The sequence below is a fragment of the Wenxinia marina DSM 24838 genome (genome assembly GCF_000379485.1).
GTDB classification, from domain to species: Bacteria; Pseudomonadota; Alphaproteobacteria; order Rhodobacterales; family Rhodobacteraceae; genus Wenxinia; species Wenxinia marina.
The window spans coordinates 22,699-41,404 of sequence record NZ_KB902285.1 but is presented as its reverse complement, the minus strand read 5'-3'; the positions used below and the strand labels follow the sequence as shown (position 1 = coordinate 41,404).

The 18,706-nt window shown below is 70.4% G+C and carries 17 protein-coding genes and 1 pseudogene; 6 read left to right on the top strand and 12 right to left on the bottom strand.

Annotation, left to right across the window (positions count from 1 at the left end; all coding sequences use genetic code 11):
- Positions 1-356: 356 nt before the first annotated feature.
- The 4 genes from A37W_RS0108050 (at position 357) to A37W_RS24530 (ending at position 3,494) form a co-directional block, all read left to right on the top strand.
- Positions 357-1,298 (top strand): TRAP transporter substrate-binding protein, encoded by a 942-nt coding sequence (locus A37W_RS0108050; RefSeq protein WP_018302521.1) that lies wholly within the window; start codon positions 357-359, stop codon positions 1,296-1,298.
- Positions 1,299-1,374: 76 nt separating this feature from the next.
- Positions 1,375-1,965 carry a TRAP transporter small permease subunit gene (locus A37W_RS0108045; RefSeq protein WP_018302520.1) on the top strand — a complete coding sequence of 197 codons (591 nt, stop codon included), beginning with the start codon at positions 1,375-1,377 and terminating at the stop codon, positions 1,963-1,965.
- On the top strand, positions 1,958-3,274 hold the full coding sequence (locus A37W_RS0108040) for a TRAP transporter large permease (protein ID WP_018302519.1): 1,317 nt from the start codon (positions 1,958-1,960) through the stop codon (positions 3,272-3,274). Before A37W_RS0108045 ends, A37W_RS0108040 begins: the two co-directional genes overlap by 8 nt.
- Positions 3,275-3,371: 97 nt before the next feature.
- Complete coding sequence (locus tag A37W_RS24530; RefSeq protein ID WP_018302518.1) at positions 3,372-3,494, top strand: hypothetical protein; 123 nt, start codon at positions 3,372-3,374, stop codon at positions 3,492-3,494.
- Positions 3,495-3,547: 53 nt separating this feature from the next.
- Here the strand turns inward: A37W_RS24530 and nadE are convergent, their stop codons facing one another.
- The 6 genes and pseudogenes from nadE to A37W_RS0108005 all read right to left on the bottom strand — a co-directional run bounded on the left by nadE (position 3,548) and on the right by A37W_RS0108005 (position 9,747).
- Positions 3,548-5,050 (bottom strand): NAD(+) synthase, encoded by a 1,503-nt coding sequence (gene nadE, locus A37W_RS0108030; RefSeq protein WP_018302517.1) that lies wholly within the window; start codon positions 5,048-5,050, stop codon positions 3,548-3,550.
- The gene (locus A37W_RS0108025; protein WP_018302516.1) at positions 5,037-6,035 is read right to left on the bottom strand and encodes a TIGR03885 family FMN-dependent LLM class oxidoreductase; all 999 of its coding nucleotides are present in this window, start codon (positions 6,033-6,035) and stop codon (positions 5,037-5,039) included. The genes nadE and A37W_RS0108025 overlap by 14 nt, the downstream gene beginning before the upstream one ends.
- A gap of 151 nt (positions 6,036-6,186) precedes the next feature.
- A pseudogene (locus tag A37W_RS24250) lies at positions 6,187-6,402 on the bottom strand (hypothetical protein); the annotation flags it as partial.
- Positions 6,403-6,419: 17 nt separating this feature from the next.
- Positions 6,420-6,737: a hypothetical protein gene (locus A37W_RS0108015; protein WP_018302514.1), complete on the bottom strand. Its 318-nt coding sequence runs from the start codon at positions 6,735-6,737 to the stop codon at positions 6,420-6,422.
- A complete protein-coding gene (ctaD, locus tag A37W_RS0108010; RefSeq protein WP_018302513.1) occupies positions 6,734-9,190 on the bottom strand; it encodes a cytochrome c oxidase subunit I in 2,457 nt (818 codons plus the stop codon). The genes A37W_RS0108015 and ctaD overlap by 4 nt, the downstream gene beginning before the upstream one ends.
- On the bottom strand, positions 9,187-9,747 hold the full coding sequence (locus A37W_RS0108005; RefSeq protein WP_018302512.1) for a cytochrome c oxidase subunit II: 561 nt from the start codon (positions 9,745-9,747) through the stop codon (positions 9,187-9,189). Before A37W_RS0108005 ends, ctaD begins: the two co-directional genes overlap by 4 nt.
- A gap of 114 nt (positions 9,748-9,861) precedes the next feature.
- Here A37W_RS0108005 and A37W_RS0108000 point away from each other — a divergent pair, with 114 nt between their 5' ends.
- Positions 9,862-10,377 (top strand): DUF2231 domain-containing protein, encoded by a 516-nt coding sequence (locus A37W_RS0108000; RefSeq protein ID WP_018302511.1) that lies wholly within the window; start codon positions 9,862-9,864, stop codon positions 10,375-10,377.
- Here A37W_RS0108000 and A37W_RS0107995 read toward each other — a convergent pair.
- The 6 genes from A37W_RS0107995 to A37W_RS0107970 all read right to left on the bottom strand — a co-directional run bounded on the left by A37W_RS0107995 (position 10,347) and on the right by A37W_RS0107970 (position 16,418).
- Positions 10,347-10,859: a CopD family protein gene (locus tag A37W_RS0107995; protein ID WP_026198363.1), complete on the bottom strand. Its 513-nt coding sequence runs from the start codon at positions 10,857-10,859 to the stop codon at positions 10,347-10,349. The two genes, A37W_RS0108000 and A37W_RS0107995, sit on opposite strands and share 31 nt — an antisense overlap.
- Complete coding sequence (locus tag A37W_RS0107990; protein WP_040753694.1) at positions 10,856-11,557, bottom strand: cytochrome c oxidase assembly protein; 702 nt, start codon at positions 11,555-11,557, stop codon at positions 10,856-10,858. Before A37W_RS0107990 ends, A37W_RS0107995 begins: the two co-directional genes overlap by 4 nt.
- A gap of 376 nt (positions 11,558-11,933) precedes the next feature.
- The gene (locus A37W_RS0107985) at positions 11,934-12,644 is read right to left on the bottom strand and encodes a ribonuclease activity regulator RraA (protein ID WP_018302508.1); all 711 of its coding nucleotides are present in this window, start codon (positions 12,642-12,644) and stop codon (positions 11,934-11,936) included.
- A gap of 12 nt (positions 12,645-12,656) precedes the next feature.
- Positions 12,657-14,399 carry an L-arabinonate dehydratase gene (araD, locus tag A37W_RS0107980; protein WP_018302507.1) on the bottom strand — a complete coding sequence of 581 codons (1,743 nt, stop codon included), beginning with the start codon at positions 14,397-14,399 and terminating at the stop codon, positions 12,657-12,659.
- A gap of 553 nt (positions 14,400-14,952) precedes the next feature.
- Positions 14,953-15,501, bottom strand: coding sequence for a DUF6446 family protein (locus A37W_RS0107975; RefSeq protein ID WP_018302506.1), 549 nt, complete (start codon positions 15,499-15,501; stop codon positions 14,953-14,955).
- Positions 15,498-16,418 carry a glycine--tRNA ligase subunit alpha gene (locus A37W_RS0107970; RefSeq protein WP_018302505.1) on the bottom strand — a complete coding sequence of 307 codons (921 nt, stop codon included), beginning with the start codon at positions 16,416-16,418 and terminating at the stop codon, positions 15,498-15,500. The genes A37W_RS0107975 and A37W_RS0107970 overlap by 4 nt, the downstream gene beginning before the upstream one ends.
- A 197-nt stretch (positions 16,419-16,615) precedes the next feature.
- On the opposite strand from A37W_RS0107970, the gene A37W_RS0107965 reads away from it, so the two are divergent.
- Complete coding sequence (locus A37W_RS0107965; RefSeq protein ID WP_018302504.1) at positions 16,616-18,433, top strand: trypsin-like peptidase domain-containing protein; 1,818 nt, start codon at positions 16,616-16,618, stop codon at positions 18,431-18,433.
- Positions 18,434-18,706: the final 273 nt, after the last annotated feature.

Below are 18,706 nucleotides of genomic sequence, written 5' to 3'. Positions count from 1 at the left end.
TCCCGGGGCTTGGTGGGCTGAGGCGGTCACCGGGTTCTCGGCAGGGTCGCGTGGCGAGAGCCGACGCGAACCGACCAGCAGGCGTTCGCCGGGGGCCGTCTCGGCGGCTCTGCCCGGGCAAGGCATTGGTTCGTAGGTCTCCTGCCGGTCCGACCGGCCTCCCGCCGCCGCATCATCGCGATGGTCGAGCTGCTTGCATCACCGGATTGCTTTCCGCAGACTGGCCGCTGGCTGAGAGCTTCATCGGAATGGATGAAGCCCAAGACCCCAAGGGAGGAAGACGAATGACTATGCGAATGCTTGCGACCACCGTCGCCGCAATGGCTATCGCCACGTCTGTTGCCGCTCAGGACAGCATGGAACTGCAGTTCCAGAGCAGCGACAACTCGGGCACCGCCGCGTTCGAGATCCAGCAGGAATGGGCCGCGCGCGTCGGCGAGATGTCCGAGGGCCGGATCACCGTGGAGATGCTCCCGGTGGGTTCGATCGTCGAATACAACGAGACGCTCGACGCCGTGGGCGCGGGCATCCTCGACGGGCATATCACGGACAGCTCCTACTTCACCGGCAAGGACGCCGCCTTCGCGCTGATCGGCAACCCGGTCGGCGCCTACTCCTCGCCCGAGGAGCTGCGCGCCTTCTTCAACGAGGGCGGCGGCACCGAGCTCTACAACGAGATCCTCGAGCCCTACGGCGTCCATTTCATCGGCCCGGCCGCGCAACCGGCCGAGGCGATCCCCTCGACCGTGCCGATCGACTCCGTCGCGGACCTGCAGGGCGTGAAGATGCGCGCGCCCGAGGGCATGGTGCAGTCGGTCTTCGCCGCCGCCGGCGCCGCCCCGGTGAACCTGCCGCAGTCGGAGGTATTCACCTCGCTCGACAAGGGCGTGATCGCCGCCGCCGACGCCACCACGCTGGCCACCAACCATTCGATGGGCCTGCACGACGTGGCCCTGCACCCGATCTGGCCGGGCTTCCACTCGCTGCCGCTCAACGAGGTCTCGATCAACGCCGACACCTGGGAGTCGCTGTCCGAGGAGGATCAGCAGATGCTGACCGAGTCGGTCGCCTGGTACGCCGAGACCCTGGCCGAGCGGATCGGTCAGCGGGACGAGGAAGTCGCCGAGGAGCTGCGCGCGACGGAAGGCGTGACCATCCACACCTGGTCGGAAGAGGCCAAGCGCGAGTTCCGCCAGATCGCGCAGGAGCAGTGGGCCCCGTTCGCCGAGCGGTCCGAGAACGCGCAGCGTGTCTACGACGCGCTGACGGCGCACCTGTCCGCCGAGGGTCTGCTCTAAGGCTCCGCAACGGAGCAGAGCAGCTTGAACTGACCGGCCGGGCGAGCCTTTCGCCCGGCCCACGCGGGAGGATGCCTTGGACGCAGAAGAGAGCAGTGCCCGCGACCCGGTCCTCGTGCCGCAGGATCCCCTGTCGGCCCGGCTGGTGCCGCTGGGGCGCGTCGTCAGCCTCGCCTTCCTCTTCATCACCGCGATCACCTTCCTGGAGGTGGTCCTGCGCTACGGCTTCAACTCGCCGACGCAATGGGTGCACGAGACGACGATCGCCCTGACGGCGATCTGCTTCGCCTTCGGCGGGGCCTATTGCCTGGCGCTCGACCGGCACATCCGCGTCGTGCTGATCTACGACGCCCTCTCGCCCGCCATGCGCCGGTGGTTCGACGTCGCCATCTGTGTCGTCGGGGCGCTGGCCTGCGCGCTCATGGCCTGGGCGGCCTGGAGCCTCGCCTACAAGGGCTTCGTCTCCGCCGGCGGGCAGTTCCGGCTGGAGACCAGCGGCAGCGCCTGGAACCCGCCCACACCGGCGATCGTCAAGGCGGTGCTCTTCGTCACGCTCTGCGTGATGTGCGCGCAGTTCGCCCTGCAGGCGCTGCGGCACCTGCGGCGCGACCCCGACGACGAGCCGCCGAAGGCCGTCGCCAGCGCGGGGAACGTCGAGGATGTTTGATCTCTCCGCGCTCGGCATCGGCGGCGGCAGCCTTCTGATGTTCGGAATGCTGCTGGTCCTGCTCGTGACCGGCATGCCGCTCGCCTTCGTCACCATCCTGGTGGCCCTGATCTTCGCGCTCGGCTGGTTCGGCCCGATGGCGGTGCCGATCGTGACGACGCGGATCTACTCCTTCATCATGCAGTACGTCTTCGTCTCGGTGCCGATGTTCGTGCTGATGGCGTCGATCCTCGACCGGTCCGGCATCGCCCGGGACCTGTTCGACGCGATGCGCCTGGTTGCCGGGCGGATCCGCGGCGGCGTCGGCGTGCAGACTCTGCTGGTGGCGGTCGTGCTGGCCGCGATGTCGGGGATCATCGGCGGCGAGATCGTGCTCCTCGGCCTGCTCGCCCTGCCGCAGATGCTGCGGCTCGGCTACGACCGCAAGCTCGCCATCGGCATCGTCTGCGCCGGCGGCGCGCTCGGCACGATGATCCCGCCCTCCATCGTGCTCATCATCTTCGGGCTCTCCGCGAACGTCTCCATCGGCGAGCTCTTCACCGCCTCCTTCGTGCCGGGCGTGATGCTGGCGAGCTTCTATGCCGGCTATGTCCTGCTGATCGGCTGGTTCCAGCCCCACAAGGCCCCGGTGCCGACCGAGGTCGACACCCGCCCGCTGTCCGAGCGGCTGAAGCTGCTGCGCGGCCTCGTCCTGCCGCTCCTGGTGGTCGTCTTCGTTTTGGGCTCGATCTACGGCGGCATCGCCTCGGTGACCGAGGCGTCGGCGATCGGCGTCGTCGGCGTGATCCTCTCGACCGTCCTGCGGGGGGAGTTCACCTTCCGCATGATGTCGGACGCGGCGCTGCAGACGCTGCGGACCTGCGGCATGATCGTCTGGATCGGCGTCGGGGCGACGGCCCTCATCGGGGTCTACAACCTGATGGGCGGGATCGACTTCATCGAGCAGCTCCTGCTGGGCGTGTCGGAAAATCCGATGGTGGTCCTGCTGGTGATGATGCTGATCCTGGTGGTGCTCGGGATGTTCCTCGACTGGGTCGGGATCGCGCTGCTGACCGTGCCGATCTTCACGCCTATCGTGATCGAGCTCGGCTACGATCCGATCTGGTTCGGCGTGCTGTTCTCGCTGAACATGCAGATCTCGTTCCTGTCCCCTCCCTTTGGCCCGGCCGCCTTCTACCTCAAGAGCGTGGCGCCGCCCGACATCTCCCTGGGAACGATCTTCGCCTCCCTGCTCCCGTTCATCGGATTGCAGGTTCTGGCCCTGGCTCTGGTCATCGCGTTTCCGGACATAGCCCTCTGGTACAGGTGATGCCGGGGGCCGGAAGCTGCCGCAGGACCATCGCCTTCGTCGGCTCGGCGACCACGACTTCGTCTCCGGTATCGAGCTGGCGCTGAAGACGGATCAGATGGGCCGGGGCGCCCTCCGCCACGCGGTGGCCGAGGCGCGTCTCGCCCGCGTCGCCGGAGGCGACGCGGCGCCGGCGATCCGCAACGTCGGCTTCGAACCGGGGCGCCGCGCCTCGGCGTGAGGCGCGGGCGCGGACGGCGGCGGAGTGGCTCGCCGACCTTCAGGTCCAGTGCATCAGTCGAGGGCTTCCATTCCCAGCCTGATCGCATCGCGGATCGTCGCCCCGATCACGTCCTTCGGTTGCCCCTGGAGGTGGCAGGTCTTCACCCGCGGATCACCTCCCCGGCGGAGGACGGCGATGTAGATCAGCCCGGCCGGCTTGCCCTGATCCGGCTCCGGTCCGGCGACCCCGGTAATCGCGATCGCCAGCCCGGCGCCCCGAGCACGCTCGAGTGCGCCGCGGGCCATCGCGGCGGCGACATCGGGGTCGTAGGCCGTCCGCTCCCGGAGCAGCGCCTCGGGCACACCTAGGACATCGGTCTTCATGCTGTTGCAGTAGGTGACGAAGCTGCCTTCCAGCACGGATGAACTTCCCGGTGCCGCTGCGACGCAGGAGGCGAGCAGGCCGGCGGTGCAGGATTCGGCCGTGACCAGCCGCACGTCACGGTCGGCCAATGCCTGCGCAAGTTGCTGGCCCAGTGCCGCGATCTCGCCGGTGAAGGAGGCCGCAGCACCCTCCCGCACGAGCACCGCAGGCCGGAACAGCCGGGCATCCATCATGTCGAGAAGGCCGAACCGGTCGTCACGCGGATGCTCGAGCGATATCGGGTTGACGCGCTTGAACCAGGTCCGGCGCAACCGATCCACGACGGTGCGAACGGAGCGCGCCGCCACCGGATCGTCCTCCACGCCGAGAGCGGCGGGAATATCGGCCGCAGCGAGGCGGGGATCCTGCTGGAGGGCGTCCATCACCGCGAAGACGGCGACGTCCCATTCGAGGTAGGTTGCGCCGATCTGCGCCTCGTCGCCCTCGCCGATGCCCAGCCCGTCGGTCGGCTTGGCCCGCCAGGTCCGCTCGGGCACGCCGTACTCCCGCGCCATCCACGGAATCTCCCACGACTTCAGAAGGGACTGCACCGGCGCGAGGTCGCCGACGTCGCCATGCAGCGTCCAGAAGCCGGCGCCGAGTTCCGAGAAGTTGTCGGTACTCGCGACCAGCCCGCCCCAGCGGTGCGCCTGATCGTAGAGCGTGATCATCCGCAGCCGGGCCCGCACGTTGCCCCTGCGCGTGCGCTCCGGCCCGTCATCGGACACGGGGAGGGAAGGGTCGAGCCCGCCGAGCGCGCCGACCGTGTGCCGGTAGGTGTCGGACAGGTCGATGTGCAGGTGCTCCAGCCCGAGCGCCTCGCAGGCCTCGACCCCCCGCTCCGTTTCCTCGGGGTTCTGCTCGATCGGCATGGTGTACCCGACCACCCGCCAGTCCGCCGCCTTGAGCAGCGCCGCGGTCACCGCGCTGTCGACGCCGCCGGACATGCCCAGAACCGCCACCGAGACGCCGGTCTGGCGCCGGTAGTCCGCGAGCTGGCGGACGAGGCGTTCGCCCACGGCACGCAGGTCCTCGGGCGGCAGGAAATGCCTCTTCCCGATCTGCTCGTCGAGCCGCGATGCGAACCACGGCGACAGCGCGCCCCGCCCCGCCTGCCGCGACAGGTCCAGCAGTTCCTCAAGATGTGTCATCGGGTCCCTCCTCATCCGCTGTGGCCAGCTTCGGCAGCACGTGTGCGCCGAATGCATCCAGGAACGCCCGCTGGTTCAGGCCGACGTTGTGCAGGTAGATCTCTTCAAAGCCGAGCTCGGCGAACTCCGCCAGCCAATCGCGATGGCGCTGCAGGTCGGCCGAAACGAGGACATGGCCCTCGAGGTCCTCGCTCCGCACCGTCCGCGTCGCGGCCTCGAAGTCCTCGGGCATCCTCAGCGTCTCGGCGACGTTCGCCGGGACGATATTGGCCCGCCATTGCGCCAGCGCGGCCGCCCTGGCCTCCTCATCGGTCTCGGCGAAGGACAGGTGAACCTGCAGGAACAGCGGCTTTCCTTCCCCGCCCCCGGCGCGGAAGCGCTCGATCATCGTCCGCAGGCGATCGGGCGGCTGGTTGACGGTGATCATCCCGTCCGCCCAGCCACCGACCCGTTCGGCGGTCGCCGGCGACAGCGCGGCGCCCACGAGCCCGGGAGAGGACGCAGGTCGGGTGTAGAGCCTGGCCTCCTCGGTCGGAATCGGCCCGTCCCGGCTCACGGTCTCGCCCGCCCAGAGGGCCCGGATGATCTCGACCGCGGCCTCCACCCGGTCGTTGCGCGCGGCTTTGGGCGGCCAGCGACCGCCCGTGATGTGCTCGTTCAGAGCCTGCCCGCTACCGACGGCCATCCACCTGAACCGGCCGGGAAACATCCGGTCGAGCGTCGCGCCGGCCTGAGCGACGATGGCCGGGTGATAGCGCCAGCCACCCGGGATCGCGAGGCTGCCGAAAGGCACGGAGGTGGCCTGCATCGCCGCCCCGAGCCAGGACCAGGCAAAGCCGGACTGCCCCTGCCCCGGACTCCAGGGATGAAAGTGATCGGAGGACATCACCGCCTGAAACCCCGCCGCCTCGGCCGATATCGCCAGGGCGAGGAGCTCGTCCGGCGCGAACTGCTCGTGGGAGGCGTGGTATCCGAAACTAGGCATTCCTTCAGTATCCCGCGGGCGTGGCCGGCCGGCACAGTTCCGAGCCCGACCTCTTCGCCACCTCGCGCCCGAGGTGGCCTGCGGGATGGGAACAGCCGGTGCTCGCTGAAGTTCCAGCAAATCCCGGTCAGGCGCTCCCACGGAAATGCTGTCAGATGCAAACCGGTCCCGGTTCGCGGCGGATGACGTACCCGTGCCCGGCCTGGAGACCCCGCCATTCCTCAAGTCCGGCAGCGCGGTTCGTCCTGAAGGTGGATCGGCTGGAGAGACTGCGCGCGAAGCTGAAGCGGTTGCAGACGGAAGAGTGGCCGGCGGCGAACTTCTGCAGGCTGCGCATGTGCCGAAAGCGCAGCATCGCTCTCTCCCGCGCAGGGAGCGACCCTCTCACCAGCAGTACGAGACGACAGCGACCGGCAGCAGCGTCCAGGCGGTGGCGATCAGTGCCGTAGCGGCGAGGGCGAGGCTTGCGCTGCGGACGAACGCGCTGTTTGCGCGCCAGCGGGGGGAACGGAGGGCCAGGAGGAGCGCGGCCTGTGCCGCAACGGCGAGTGCGGCGGCAACGACGAGCAGCAGGCGCCCCGCACCGCCGTCCGCCAAGGGCGCCCAGCGGCTGGAACAGAGAAGGCCCTGCAGTCCGTAGACTGCGCTGAAGGAGGCGAGCCAGAGCGTCAGCGGCAGCGACAGGCGCAGGATGTCGCTCACGGGACGAGCCCCGGCGCGCCTGTGACCACGAGGCCGATGAAGGTGACCGCGACCGCGTACCGGGTCCAGAGGGCGACGATGCGCCCCTCTCCACCGAGGCGCGCCGACACGATCCCGGCCCTGCGCCGCGTCCAGACCACGGCCGTCATCAGGAGCGCGAGCGCGAGGTGGAGGAGGGCGTAGCAAAGCAGCACCCAGAGGGTGGCGTCGTAGGCATGGGCCGTCGGATCGGACGCCAGCCCCAGGACGAGGACGCAGGCCGCCACCAAAGCGCCCAGCCCGCCGACGGAAAGGACGGTGCGGACCGGGTCCCGCACCTGCACCGCCAGCAGCGCCAGCCCGGCCCCGGCAAGGGCCAGCACGGCGACCGCCGGGCCGGGTTCCACCCAGGCGGGCGGCGGCCAGTTCGGGGCGATCGTCCACAGGAACGCGTACCCGAAGAGCAGCGAGCCGAAGAACGTCCCATTCGCCAGCAGCAGGAACAGAGAGCCCCACCAGCCGGGCGGATCGGACACCTCGGACGAGGTGGGCAGGCTCTCGCCCCGCCCGACCGGCAGCGCACCCTCCACCTGCCTTGCCCCCAACGACCAGACCCACCGCAGGGCGAGCGCGGTGACACCGACCGCGGCGATCGGCACGAGCCAGTAGACCTTGATCAGCAGGCCGAGGAAGAACAGGCCCGTCACGGCGGACATCGTGATCGGCAGCGCGGTGTTGCCGGGGAAGACGGTGATGTAGCGCGGCGCGCCGGTGGAGACGTCGACCGACAGCGTCTCGCGCCGGCCGCGATCGGCGTCCCCGAGATAGCCCTCGCCTCGCGCGATCCGCACCGGCAGGTCGGGATCGTCGTAGAGCGGATCGCGCGAGCCGACCCGCGGCAGGCTGGCGAAGTTGTAGGCCGCCGCGGGCGTCGGCATCGCCCATTCGAGCGTGCCGCCGTTCCAGGGGTTGCGCGAGCCCCGCACCGACACGACGGCATTCACCACGATGTCGATGATCACCAGCGCGAAACCGATTGCCATGACGAAGCTGCTGATCGAGGCGAGGAGGTTGATCGCCTCCCACCCCTGCCCTGCCTCGTACGTGTCGATGCGCCGCCGCATGCCGAGCAGCCCGGCCCAGTGCAGCAGCAGGAAGGTGCCGTGAAAGCCCGCGAAGACCAGCCAGAAGGCGGTGTAGCCGAGCTTGAAGTAGCTCTTGCGCCCGATGAAGTGCGGCAGCCAGTAGTACAGCGCCCCCACCATCGGAAAGACGAAGCCGCCGATCAGGACGTAATGAAGGTGCGCCACGATGAAGTAGGTGTCGTGGACCTGCCAGTCGAACGGCACCACGGCGACCATGACGCCGGTCAGCCCGCCGATCACGAAGGTCACGAAGAAGCCGAGAATCCACAGCATCGGCAGGTGCAGCTGCGGGCTTCCGCGCCACATCGTCCCGATCCAGGCGAAGATCTGCACCGCCGTCGGCACCGCCACCAGCGTCGAGGCGGCCGAGAAGAAGGCCAGCCCCATGTGCGGGATGCCCGTGGTGAACATGTGGTGCACCCACAGCCCGAAGCTCAGCACGCCCAGCGACACCGCCGCCGCCACGATCCAGCCGTAGCCCATCAGGCGCGTCCGGGCCATGACCGGCAGGATGGTCGAGATCGCCCCCGCCGCCGGCAAGAAGATGATGTAGACCTCCGGGTGGCCGAACAGCCAGAACAGGTGCTGCCAGAGGAGCGCGTCGCCCCCGTCCGCCACCTGGAAGAACGGCAGGCCGAAGGCGCGCTCCAGTTCCAGCAGGATGGAGCCGAGGATCAGCGGCGGAAAACCGGTGAGGATCATCACCGCCGTCACCAGCGCGTACCAGGCGAAGATCGGCATCTGGCCGAGGCGCATGCGCGGCGCGCGGTAGCGCAGGACCGTCACCGTGATCTCCACCGCCGCGGCGATGGCGCTGATCTCGACGAAGGTGATGCCGATCAGCCAGAAATCCGAATTGATCCCGGGCGCGCCGAGCGTGGAGGAAAGCGGCGGATACATGAACCAGCCGCTGTCCGGCGCGATCCCGGCCAGCATCGAGAAGATCAGCATCGAGCCGCCGAAGACGTAGCACCAGAAACCGTAGGCCGTGAGCCGCGGGAAGGCGAGGTCGCGGGTGCCGAGGAGCTTGGGCAGCAGATAGACCGCGAACCCCTCGAAGAGCGGGATCGCGAACAGGAACATCATCAATGTCCCGTGCATCGTGAAGAGCTGGTTGTAGATGTCCGGTCCCACGAAGGCCGACCGGGGCGACGCCAGCTGGGCGCGGATCAGCATCGCCAGGATGCCGCCGACGACGAAGAAGAACACCGCCACAGTCAGGAACATCCGGCCGAGGTCGGTGTGGTTCACGGTGGTGAACCAGCCCTTCCAGCCCGGGTCCGACGCCCAGATCCGGGTCAGCGCCCGGTGCAGCCTCAGCGCGGTCATGGCGTCTCGCCCTCGATGAACGCCCGCCACTCGTCCGGCCCGTGGGCGACGACGACGAAGCCGTGCTGGACGTAGCCGGGGCCGTTGTACTCGGCACTCAGGCCGCCGTACTCGCCCGGCGCGTCCGCCTCGATCCGCAGGACGTTCACGTGGCCGGGCATCGCGTCGAGCTTGCCGGCGAGGCGCGGCACCCAGAAGCTGTGGACCACGTCGGTCGTCGTGATCTCGACGTCGATCGGCCGCGCGGCCGGGATGTGGAGCACGCCCTCGGTCTCCAGCCCCGGCGCATCTTCGTAACCGAAGCGCCAGCGCCACTGGCTGGCCTCGGCGCGGACGGTCACCACCTCGGGGCCGGGGCGGGGCAGCAGCCGCTCGCCGACGACCAGGCCGTAGGCCAGCAGCGCCGCCAGCACGACCAGCGGGAAGGCGAGGCCGAGGCCGACGACGAACGGCCGCTCCTCTGCCGCCGGCCGGGCCGGGCTGCGCCAGGCGACGGCCACCAGCGCCATGACGAAGAGGAAGATCAGGCTGGCGCCGGCGAGGAGAACCCACCACATCTGCGAGATGATCGCCGCCGCCGGTCCGGCCGGATGGACGGCCGACAGCTGCTCCTCGCAACCGGCGAGCGCGAGGCACGTTAGCAGGGCGACCGGGACGCGGAGGGACGGGCGATGACCGAACGGATGGTGCAGGAGCGGGACGAGGAACTGGTCGACCCGATCGAGGAAGCGCCGGGCTACGACAAGACCGAGTCCATCGTCGGCCTGTGGGGCCACCCGCTGCACGCGATGAGCGTCGCCTTTCCGGTCGCCCTGACCTTCTGCTGCTTCGGTGCCGACGTCCTGTACTGGTGGTCGGGCGAGGTGTTCTGGGCGCGCGCCGCGCTGTGGGCGGCCGGGACGGCCTTCCTCTTCGGGCTCGCCGCCGGCGTGACCGGCACCGCCGAACTGCTGCTCGTGCCGGGCATCCGCGCCCGCGCGCCCGCCTGGACCCATTTCGTGATCGCGGTCCTGCTGCTGTCGCTGCTGGGCGCGAACTGGGGCTACCGCTTGCAGGGTTTCGAGATGGCGATCCTGCCCTACGGCATCCTGCTGTCGGGCTTCAACGTGCTCGTGGTGATGGTGACGGGATGGCATGGGGGCAAGCTCGTCTTCGACTACCGCCTGGGCACGTCGAAGGGCAGCTGATTGCCCCGCGGCTCGCGCAGCCAGTCCGGCATCGGAATCTCCGCCAGGTCGGGCTTGACCAGCACCAGGGTGAGGATCCCCAGCACCGGCAGCAGCAGAAGGGTCAGCGGCAGACCGGGATCGGGCGCCCGATGCTCGCCCTCGCGCTCGGCCACGGCGACGAGGACGTAGCCGACCCACACGTGGAAGGTGACGAGGCCGGCGACGAAGACCAGCTTGGCGAACATCCACGTCACGAAGACCTCGCGCAGGAAGATGAGCGCGGTGCCCGAGGCGATGGCGAGCACCGCCGCAGGCGTGATGAAGTAGGTGTAGGCGTAGTGCGTCGCCCGCCGGATCCGGGTGTAGTCCGCCTGCCCGATCGCCGGGTCGTGCCGCGCCAGCATCAGCGGCAGGGCGAACAGCCCCGCGCACCAGACGAGCAGTCCCATCACGTGCACCGCCTTGAGATGCGGGATCAGGCCGCTGAGGAACTCGATCATGCGGCGACCGCCGCGCGCCATGAGCGGCGCGCCGCCAGCGCGATCATCGCGAGATAGGGCAGCGCCGCCGGCACCCACATGATCAGGCCGCCCAGCTGCTGGTCGGCAAGCGGGGTCAGACCCCAGTCCAACGGCGCGGCGGCGTGCGCGGCGTAGAGCGGCGACGGCGCGAAGGTCAGCAGCGCGCCGAGGAAGCCCATCTGCATCAGCCCGGCCAGCGACCACAGCAGCGCGTCCGGCGCCGCCCGCGACGCCAGGACCGCACGCCAGAACAGGGTCGCGGTGCCCAGCAGCGACAGCTGCATCGCCCAGTAGACGGCCATGTCGCCGAGGGCGAGGTCGTAGGCCTCCGGCAGGTGCCAGGCCCAGAGCGTGGCCGTCGAGACGAGGAACGGCAGGGCGACGCCGGGGGCGCGCCGCGTCGGCCAGCCGGCCGCAAGAAGCGGAGCGGCGACAGCGACGAGAAGGACATGATGCACTGTCCGCGCGGCGAACAGCGCCGACGACAGGGCGCAGAGCGGGGAGACGAAGGCGACGAACAGGACCGCCACGCCCCAAACCGCCCGCGTCCGCCTCAGCGCGAAAGCCGCGCCGGCCAGCGCCGCCAGAAGGACCGGATCCAGGTTCCACGACAGGAGAAGGTCCGCCGGAACGGGCGCCGGTCCGCAATAGGTCCCGTCGATGATCCAGCCGTCCATCATCCCTCCCGGTCCGGCCCCCCGTACCGCATGCTGGACATAGAGCAGCCGCCAGGACGCTCAACAAGAGAGGCGCCGAAAGGTCCTGCAAGAGCCATCGGGTTCCGATGCCCGTTCGGTGGTCCGACCGACCGCATTCCACCGGCGGATCGGGCGGTGCGAGCCAGACCCCCGCCTTCGCCCGTCTGTCGTAGCGGTTGCAGACCGGGGTCCGCGGCCAGTAGCGCTGCGGCAGGTCGTGCACGGCGCTCCGGTCCGCGGAATGTAGAAAGATACCGCTGATCACGCGCCGGTCATCGACCCGTGCCGAAGCCAGCACAAGCCCGCGAACGGGCGATGTCCCTGTCTGTCCGGACGGCGCCGCGCCTGTTGACCCTCAGCGACCGTTCGCCGCACGCCATTTCTCGAACGCCGCGCGGTGCTCGTCCTTCGTCTGGGGGTACAGGCCGATGATGCTCTCGCCCGCCTTCACCCGCTCGATCACGAAATCCTCGTAGGCGGTCATCTCCACCGCCTCGGCCGCGACCTCGTCGGCGATGCCGGCGGGGATGACGACGACGCAGTCGTCGTCGCCGACGACGATGTCGCCGGGAAAGACAGGGGCGTCGCCGCAGCCGATGGGCTCGTTGATCCCGATCGCCTCGTTGGTGGTCAGGTTCGTCGGCGAGGATGGGCGGGTGTGGTAGGCCGGGATGTCCAGCCCCGCGATCGTCGCCGCGTCGCGGAAGCCGCCGTCGGTGACGATGCCGGCGCCGCCGCGGACCATCAGCCGCGTTACCAGGATGTCGCCGGCCGAGGCGGCGGTCGCGCTCTTGCGGCTGTCCATGACGAGGACGTGGCCGGGCGGGCAGGTCTCGATGGCGACGCGCTGGGGGTGCTCGGGATTGCGGAACTCGGCCAGCGTGTTGCGGTCCTCGCGGGCGGGGATGTAGCGCAGGGTGAAGGCGGGGCCGACCATGTTGCGGCTCTTGGCGCCGACGGGGCGGACGCCCTGGATCACCTGGCTGCGCAGGCCGCGCTTGAACAGGGCGGTGGCGAGCGTGGCGACGGAGACGCCCATCAGTAGCGTGCGGGTCTCTTCGTTCATGGCGTCCCTCGTTCAGAAGATGTCCGGCTCGCCCGCGGCGGAGCCGTGGGCGCGGGTGAGGAAATCGAAGTCGCAGCCGGTGTCGGCCTGTCCCACATGGCGCGAGAACATCCAGCCCCAGCCGCGCTGGAACCGCGGCTCGGGCGGTTTCCAAGCGGCGCGGCGGGCCTCCAGCTCGGCCTCGTCCACGACCATGTCCAGGCGGCGGTTCGGCAGGTCCATCCGCACGATGTCGCCGGTCTTCAGCAGCGCGAGCGGCCCGCCGACGAAGCTTTCGGGCGCGACGTGCAGGACGCAGGCGCCGTAGCTGGTCCCCGACATCCGCGCGTCCGAAATCCGCAGCATGTCGCGATGGCCCTGTTTGATCAGCGCCTTGGGGATCGGCAGCATGCCCCATTCGGGCATCCCCGGCCCGCCCTGTGGACCGGCGTTGCGCAGCACCAGCACCGTGTCCGGCGTGACGTCCAGATCCTCGTCGTCGATCGCCGCCTTCATCGCCGGATAGCTGTCGAACACCAGCGCCGGCCCCTCGTGGACCCAGAAGCGCGGGTCGCACGCCGCCGGCTTGATGATGGCGCCATTGGGCGCGAGGTTGCCGCGCAGCACGGCCAGCGAGCCCTCGGCGTAGACCGGGTTCGACAGCGGGCGGATGACGTCCGTATTGTGGACCTGCGCGCCCTCCAGCTCCTCGCCCAGCGTGCGGCCCGTGACGGTCAGGCAGGACGTGTCGAGCCGCGCCGCGATCTGCGCCATCAGCGCCCGCAGGCCGCCGGCGAAGTGAAAATCCTCCATGAGGTAGTCCTTGCCCGACGGGCGGACGTTCGCGATCAGCGGCGTATCGCGCCCCAGCGCGTCGAGGTCGTCCAGCGTCAGCTCCACCCCCGCCCGCCGCGCCATCGCGATCAGGTGCACGACCGCGTTGGTCGAGCAGCCGGTCGCCATCGCCACGATCGCGGCATTGCGGACGCTAGCGGCGGTGACGATGCGGTCCGGCGTCAGCGCCTCCCACACCATGTCCACGATCCGCCGGCCGCAGGCGGCGCCCATCCGCTGGTGCTCCGCGTCCACCGCGGGGATCGACGACGACCCGGTCAGCGACAGGCCCATCGCGTCGACGATGGCGGTCATGGTGGAGGCGGTGCCCATCGTCATGCAGGTGCCGTGGCTGCGGGCGATGCCGCCCTGCAGGCCGAGCCATTCGGCGTCGGTGACGTTGCCCGCCCGCCGCTCGTCCCAGTACTTCCAGGCGTCGGACCCCGACCCCAGGGTCCGCCCGGCGAAGTTGCCGCGCAGCATCGGCCCGGCGGGCAGGTAGACGAACGGCACGCCCGCCGTGATCGCCCCCATCACCAGCCCCGGCGTGGTCTTGTCGCAGCCGCCCATCAGCACCACGCCATCGAACGGGTGGGAGCGGATCATCTCCTCCGTCTCCATCGCCAGCATGTTGCGGTAGAGCATCGAGGTCGGCTTGGTGAAGCTCTCGTCCACGCTGAGCGCGGGCATCTCGAGCGGCAGGCCGCCCGCCATCTGCACGCCGCGCTTCACGTCCCTAGCGCGCTCGCGGAAGTGGCCGTGGCAGGAATTGATCTCGGACCATGTGTTGAGGATGCCGATGATCGGGCGGCCGCGGAACTCCTCCTCGGCGTAGCCCAGCTGCATCAGCCGCGAGCGGTGCCCGAAGCTGCGCAGGTCGTCGGGCGCGAACCACCGCGCGCTGCGCAGCCGGTCCGGCGGGATGCGTCCGTCGTTCGGCATGGAACCTCCCCTTCGCGTGGGCCGGCATGTATGCGCATCCGTTATCGCCCGTCAGTGCGGTTGGCGCCACCTTGATTGGCCGAAGAACGCTTCCTGAGGCTTGGCATTATCCACGGACTGCTCGCCGGCAGGCCGGCCGCCTCCTTCACCTCGGAAATTGGTGGCCGGGCGATTTCAGGCGCGGCTAAGGGTAGCTTACAGGCCGACGCGCGGCAGCGATCGGTGGCATGTCCTGATCCTCCCGCCGTCGCTCGACGCGCCGCTCCCAACCGATGTTGCGACTCCGCTTGCGGACCGACTGCGCGAGAGGACCGCCGAGCCTTCCGCCCGATCCGGTCCGGGACGCCCTGCACGAGCTCGCCGGCGCCCGGCGGGGCCGGGGTCGGCGACCGGATGCCCGCGAAGACCCGGCGAAGGGTCACGGGCACAGGCTGCTGCGGCGGATGACCGCGGCACGGCTCCGCCAGGCCGCGGCCGATATCGCCGCCGTCGACCGCGAGATCCGCGCCGTGCAACGATGAGATGGAGGCGGGCGACATGCCACCACCTGCCTTCAGTTCGGCGCGGCGCCCTGCCGAGCGGTGCCCTCCGGCGGCGGCGGACAGCCGTCGGGCGGGGCGCCGCCGTCGAAGACCGCCGCGCCGCAGCGGTTGATCTGGTGCCACATCCAGCCCTTGCCATCCGGCGCCACGGCCACGACCCGGTCGATCCCGTAGTGGATGTCGCCCACCCCCAGGTAGGCCGTCGCCCCGCCGTCCGACAGCGCGGCATCCAGCGCCCCGGCGTCGAAGCAGTCGAACCAGCCCGGCGCGACCAGCGGCTGCGCCCCCTCGTAGGGCGCGGCCCACGCCACCGCGTCCACCCGCTCGCCCAGGTCGAAGCAGGCGCGGAACCGGATGGGAGAGCTGTCGCTGTCGATGGCCTGGAAGAACTCCACCGGGATCTCGCGGACCTCGCCGGTCTCGCCGTCCGTCAGGACCACGCCGCCCGCCTCTTCGAGGCTGGGCTCCTCGTAGTAGGCGTAGACCTGCGCGTACCAGACGCCCGCGCCGACGGCGAGCGCCGAGACCAGCATCAGCAGGATCAGCAGCCGGCCGGTCACGCCGCGGCGCCCCCCGCCTCGGTCTGCACGAAGGCGTCGGCGCAGGCCTTGGCCAGCGCCCGGACCCGGCCGATATAGGCCTGCCGCTCGGTGACCGAGATCACGCCGCGCGCGTCCAGCAGGTTGAACAGATGGCTGGCCTTGATGCACTGGTCGTAGGCGGGGTGCGCCATGACGATCCGCCGCCCGGTGCGCGGATCCTCGGCGGGCGCGTCCAGCAGGCGCCGGCACTCGGCCTCGGCGTCCTCGAAGTGGCGCAGCAGCATCTCGACGCTCGCGGCGTCGAAGTTGTGGCGGGAATATTCCGCCTCGGTCTGGCGGAAGACGTCGCCGTACTTCAGCGCGATGGGCGCGGACGGGTCGTTGAACGGCATGTCCATCACGTGGTCGACGCCGAGGACGTACATCGCCAGCCGCTCCAGCCCGTAGGTCAGCTCGCCCGAGACAGGGGCGCAATCGTGGCCGCCGACCTGCTGGAAGTAGGTGAACTGGCTCACCTCCATCCCGTCGCACCAGACCTCCCAGCCGAGGCCCCAGGCGCCCAGCGTCGGGCTCTCCCAGTCGTCCTCGACGAAGCGGATATCGTGCAGCGCGGTGTCGATCCCGATGGCGCGGAGCGAGCCGAGATAGAGGTCCTGCAGGTCCGGCGGGCTGGGTTTGATGAGGACCTGGTACTGGTAGTAGTGCTGCAGCCGGTTCGGGTTCTCGCCGTAGCGGCCGTCCGTCGGTCGGCGCGAGGGCTGGACGTAGGCCGCGGCCCAGGCGTTCGGGCCGAGTGCGCGGAGGGTGGTCGCCGGGTGGAAGGTGCCGGCGCCGACCTCCATGTCGTAGGGCTGCAGGATCGCGCAGCCCTGCCCGGCCCAGTAGGTCTGGAGCCGCAGGATGATCTCCTGGAAGCTCTTCGGCGTGTCGGTCATCGAACGGGCCCTCCGGCGGCGGCTGGCCCGTGTCCTACGCGCCGGCCGTCAGGCGGTCAATCGACGGGTCCCACGGGACACGCTTGGCGGCGGAAGTTGCGAAATCACTTGCTTTTGCCATGCGCCCCGCCGCGGTTTCGCTAGATTCGCCGCCGATCGATCAATGACCGCCCCGGACGGGGCGAAGGGGAGTTTGCATGACGCGGGTCTGGTCCTGGGTGACGATGGTTCTCTGGCTGGCGCTCGCCGCGCCGGCGGCGATGGCGCAGAACGGGGTATGGGTGCAGATCGAGGCGCGCCCGACCCTGTCCGGCGCGCAGGAGCGGGTCCGCGCCTATGCCGGCGCCATCGAGAATGTCGTCGGCTACGCCCTCGCCTCGGGCTGGTACGCGGTCGCGCTCGGCCCCTACGCCGACGACGACGCGCGCGCGGTGCTGTCGCAGCTGCGCGGCGCCGGCTCTATCCCCTCGGACAGTTTCATCGTCGACGGCGGCAACTTCCGCCAGCAGTTCTGGCCGGTGGGAGTCGGCGCCCCGACCAGCCCGCAGCCGCTGCCCGGCGGCGTCTCGGCGAACGCCGACGCCACCGACGGCGACGACCCTGCCGCCCCGGCGGAGGGACAGACGGTGATCCTGCCGGTGGACGAGCCCGCGGCGCCGGAGCCGGAGCCCGAACCCGAGCCGGAACCCGACGAGACCGTCTACGAGGCGCAGCAGAGCGAGGCGCAGCTGAGCCGCGACGAGAAGATGCAGCTGCAGGTCGCCCTGCAATGGGCCGGCTTCTACGACTCCACCATCGACGGCCTGTTCGGCCGCGGCACCCGCACCGCGATGGGGGCCTGGCAGGCCGCGAACGGCTACGAGGCGACCGGCGTCCTGACGACGCGCCAGCGTGCGGCCCTGTTCGACGCCTACAATTCCGTCCTCGACGGGATGGGCCTGCGCCGGGTCACCGACCGGCGGGCCGGCATCGACATGATCCTGCCGATGGGCGTCGTCGACTTCGCCGCCTACGACTCGCCCTTTGCCCGCTACGAAGCCACGGGCGACCTGCCGGTCACCGTCCTTCTGATCTCGCAGCCCGGGGACCAGGACCGGCTCTACGGGCTGTACGAGATCATGCAGACGCTGGAGATCGTGCCGCCCGAGGGCGAGCGCCAGCGCGGTGCCTCGAGCTTCACGCTGGAAGGGCGCAACGGCCGGATCCATTCGTACACGGAGGCCAGCCTCGAGAACGGCGAGATCAAGGGCTTCACCCTCGTCTGGCCGGCGAACGACGAGGAGCGGCGGACCCGCGTGCTGAACGAGATGCGGGCCAGCTTCCTGCGGATCGACGGCGTCCTCGACCCCGCGCTCGCCGCGGCGGGCGAGGAGCAGGCGGTGGACCTCGTCTCGGGCCTCGCGATCCGGCAGCCGATCCGCACCCGCTCGGGCGTGTTCATCGACGGCACCGGCCGGGTCCTGACGGTCGCGGGCGCGGTCGCCGGCTGCGGCGAGGTGACCATCGACGACGGCACCGAGGCGCGGGTGGCGCATCTCGACGAGGCGCTCGGCATCGCGGTGCTGCAGCCGGTGTCGCCGATGGCGCCGATCGGCGTCGCCCGGTTCCAGACCGGCGTGCCGCGGATCGGATCCGAGATCGCGGTCGCGGGCTATCCGTTCGGCGGCGTCATCGCGGCGCCCGCCGTGACCTTCGGCACGCTCGCCGACATCCGCGGCCTGAACGGCGAGGACGAGGTGAAGCGCCTCGACATCGCGATCAGCGAGGGCGACGCGGGCGGCCCGGTGTTCGACGGCTCGGGCGGGGTGCTGGGGGTGCTGCTGGAGGACGGGCCGGCGGGCGGCCCGGCGCTGCCGCAGGGCGTGCACTTCCTCGCCGACACCGACGCGCTGCTCGCCTCCATCGGCCGCGCCGGCCTGCAGGTCGAGGCGGTGGAGGGCGGCACCGCCGTCACCCGCGAGCGCCTCACCCGCCTCGGCGGCGAGGTCGCGACGCTGGTGAGCTGCTGGGAGTAGACGGGAGGGGGCGGCGGCGCTGGCCGCCCCTCGTCGCCTGAAGGTGAATCCCGAAACGGCGCGGGCCATCGGCCCGCCACATAGAACCACCCGCCCCGGACCTGATCCGGGGCCTCGATGGGCCGCGGCACCCTCGCCTCGCGGGGCCCCGGGTCAAGCCCGGGGCGCGACGTCCATGAGATCCACGGAGGGCAGGGTCTGGCCGCGGTCAGACGCTCCGACGCGGCGGTGGGAGCGGTTTCATGCCTCAGCGCTCGGACGACCCTGATCGTC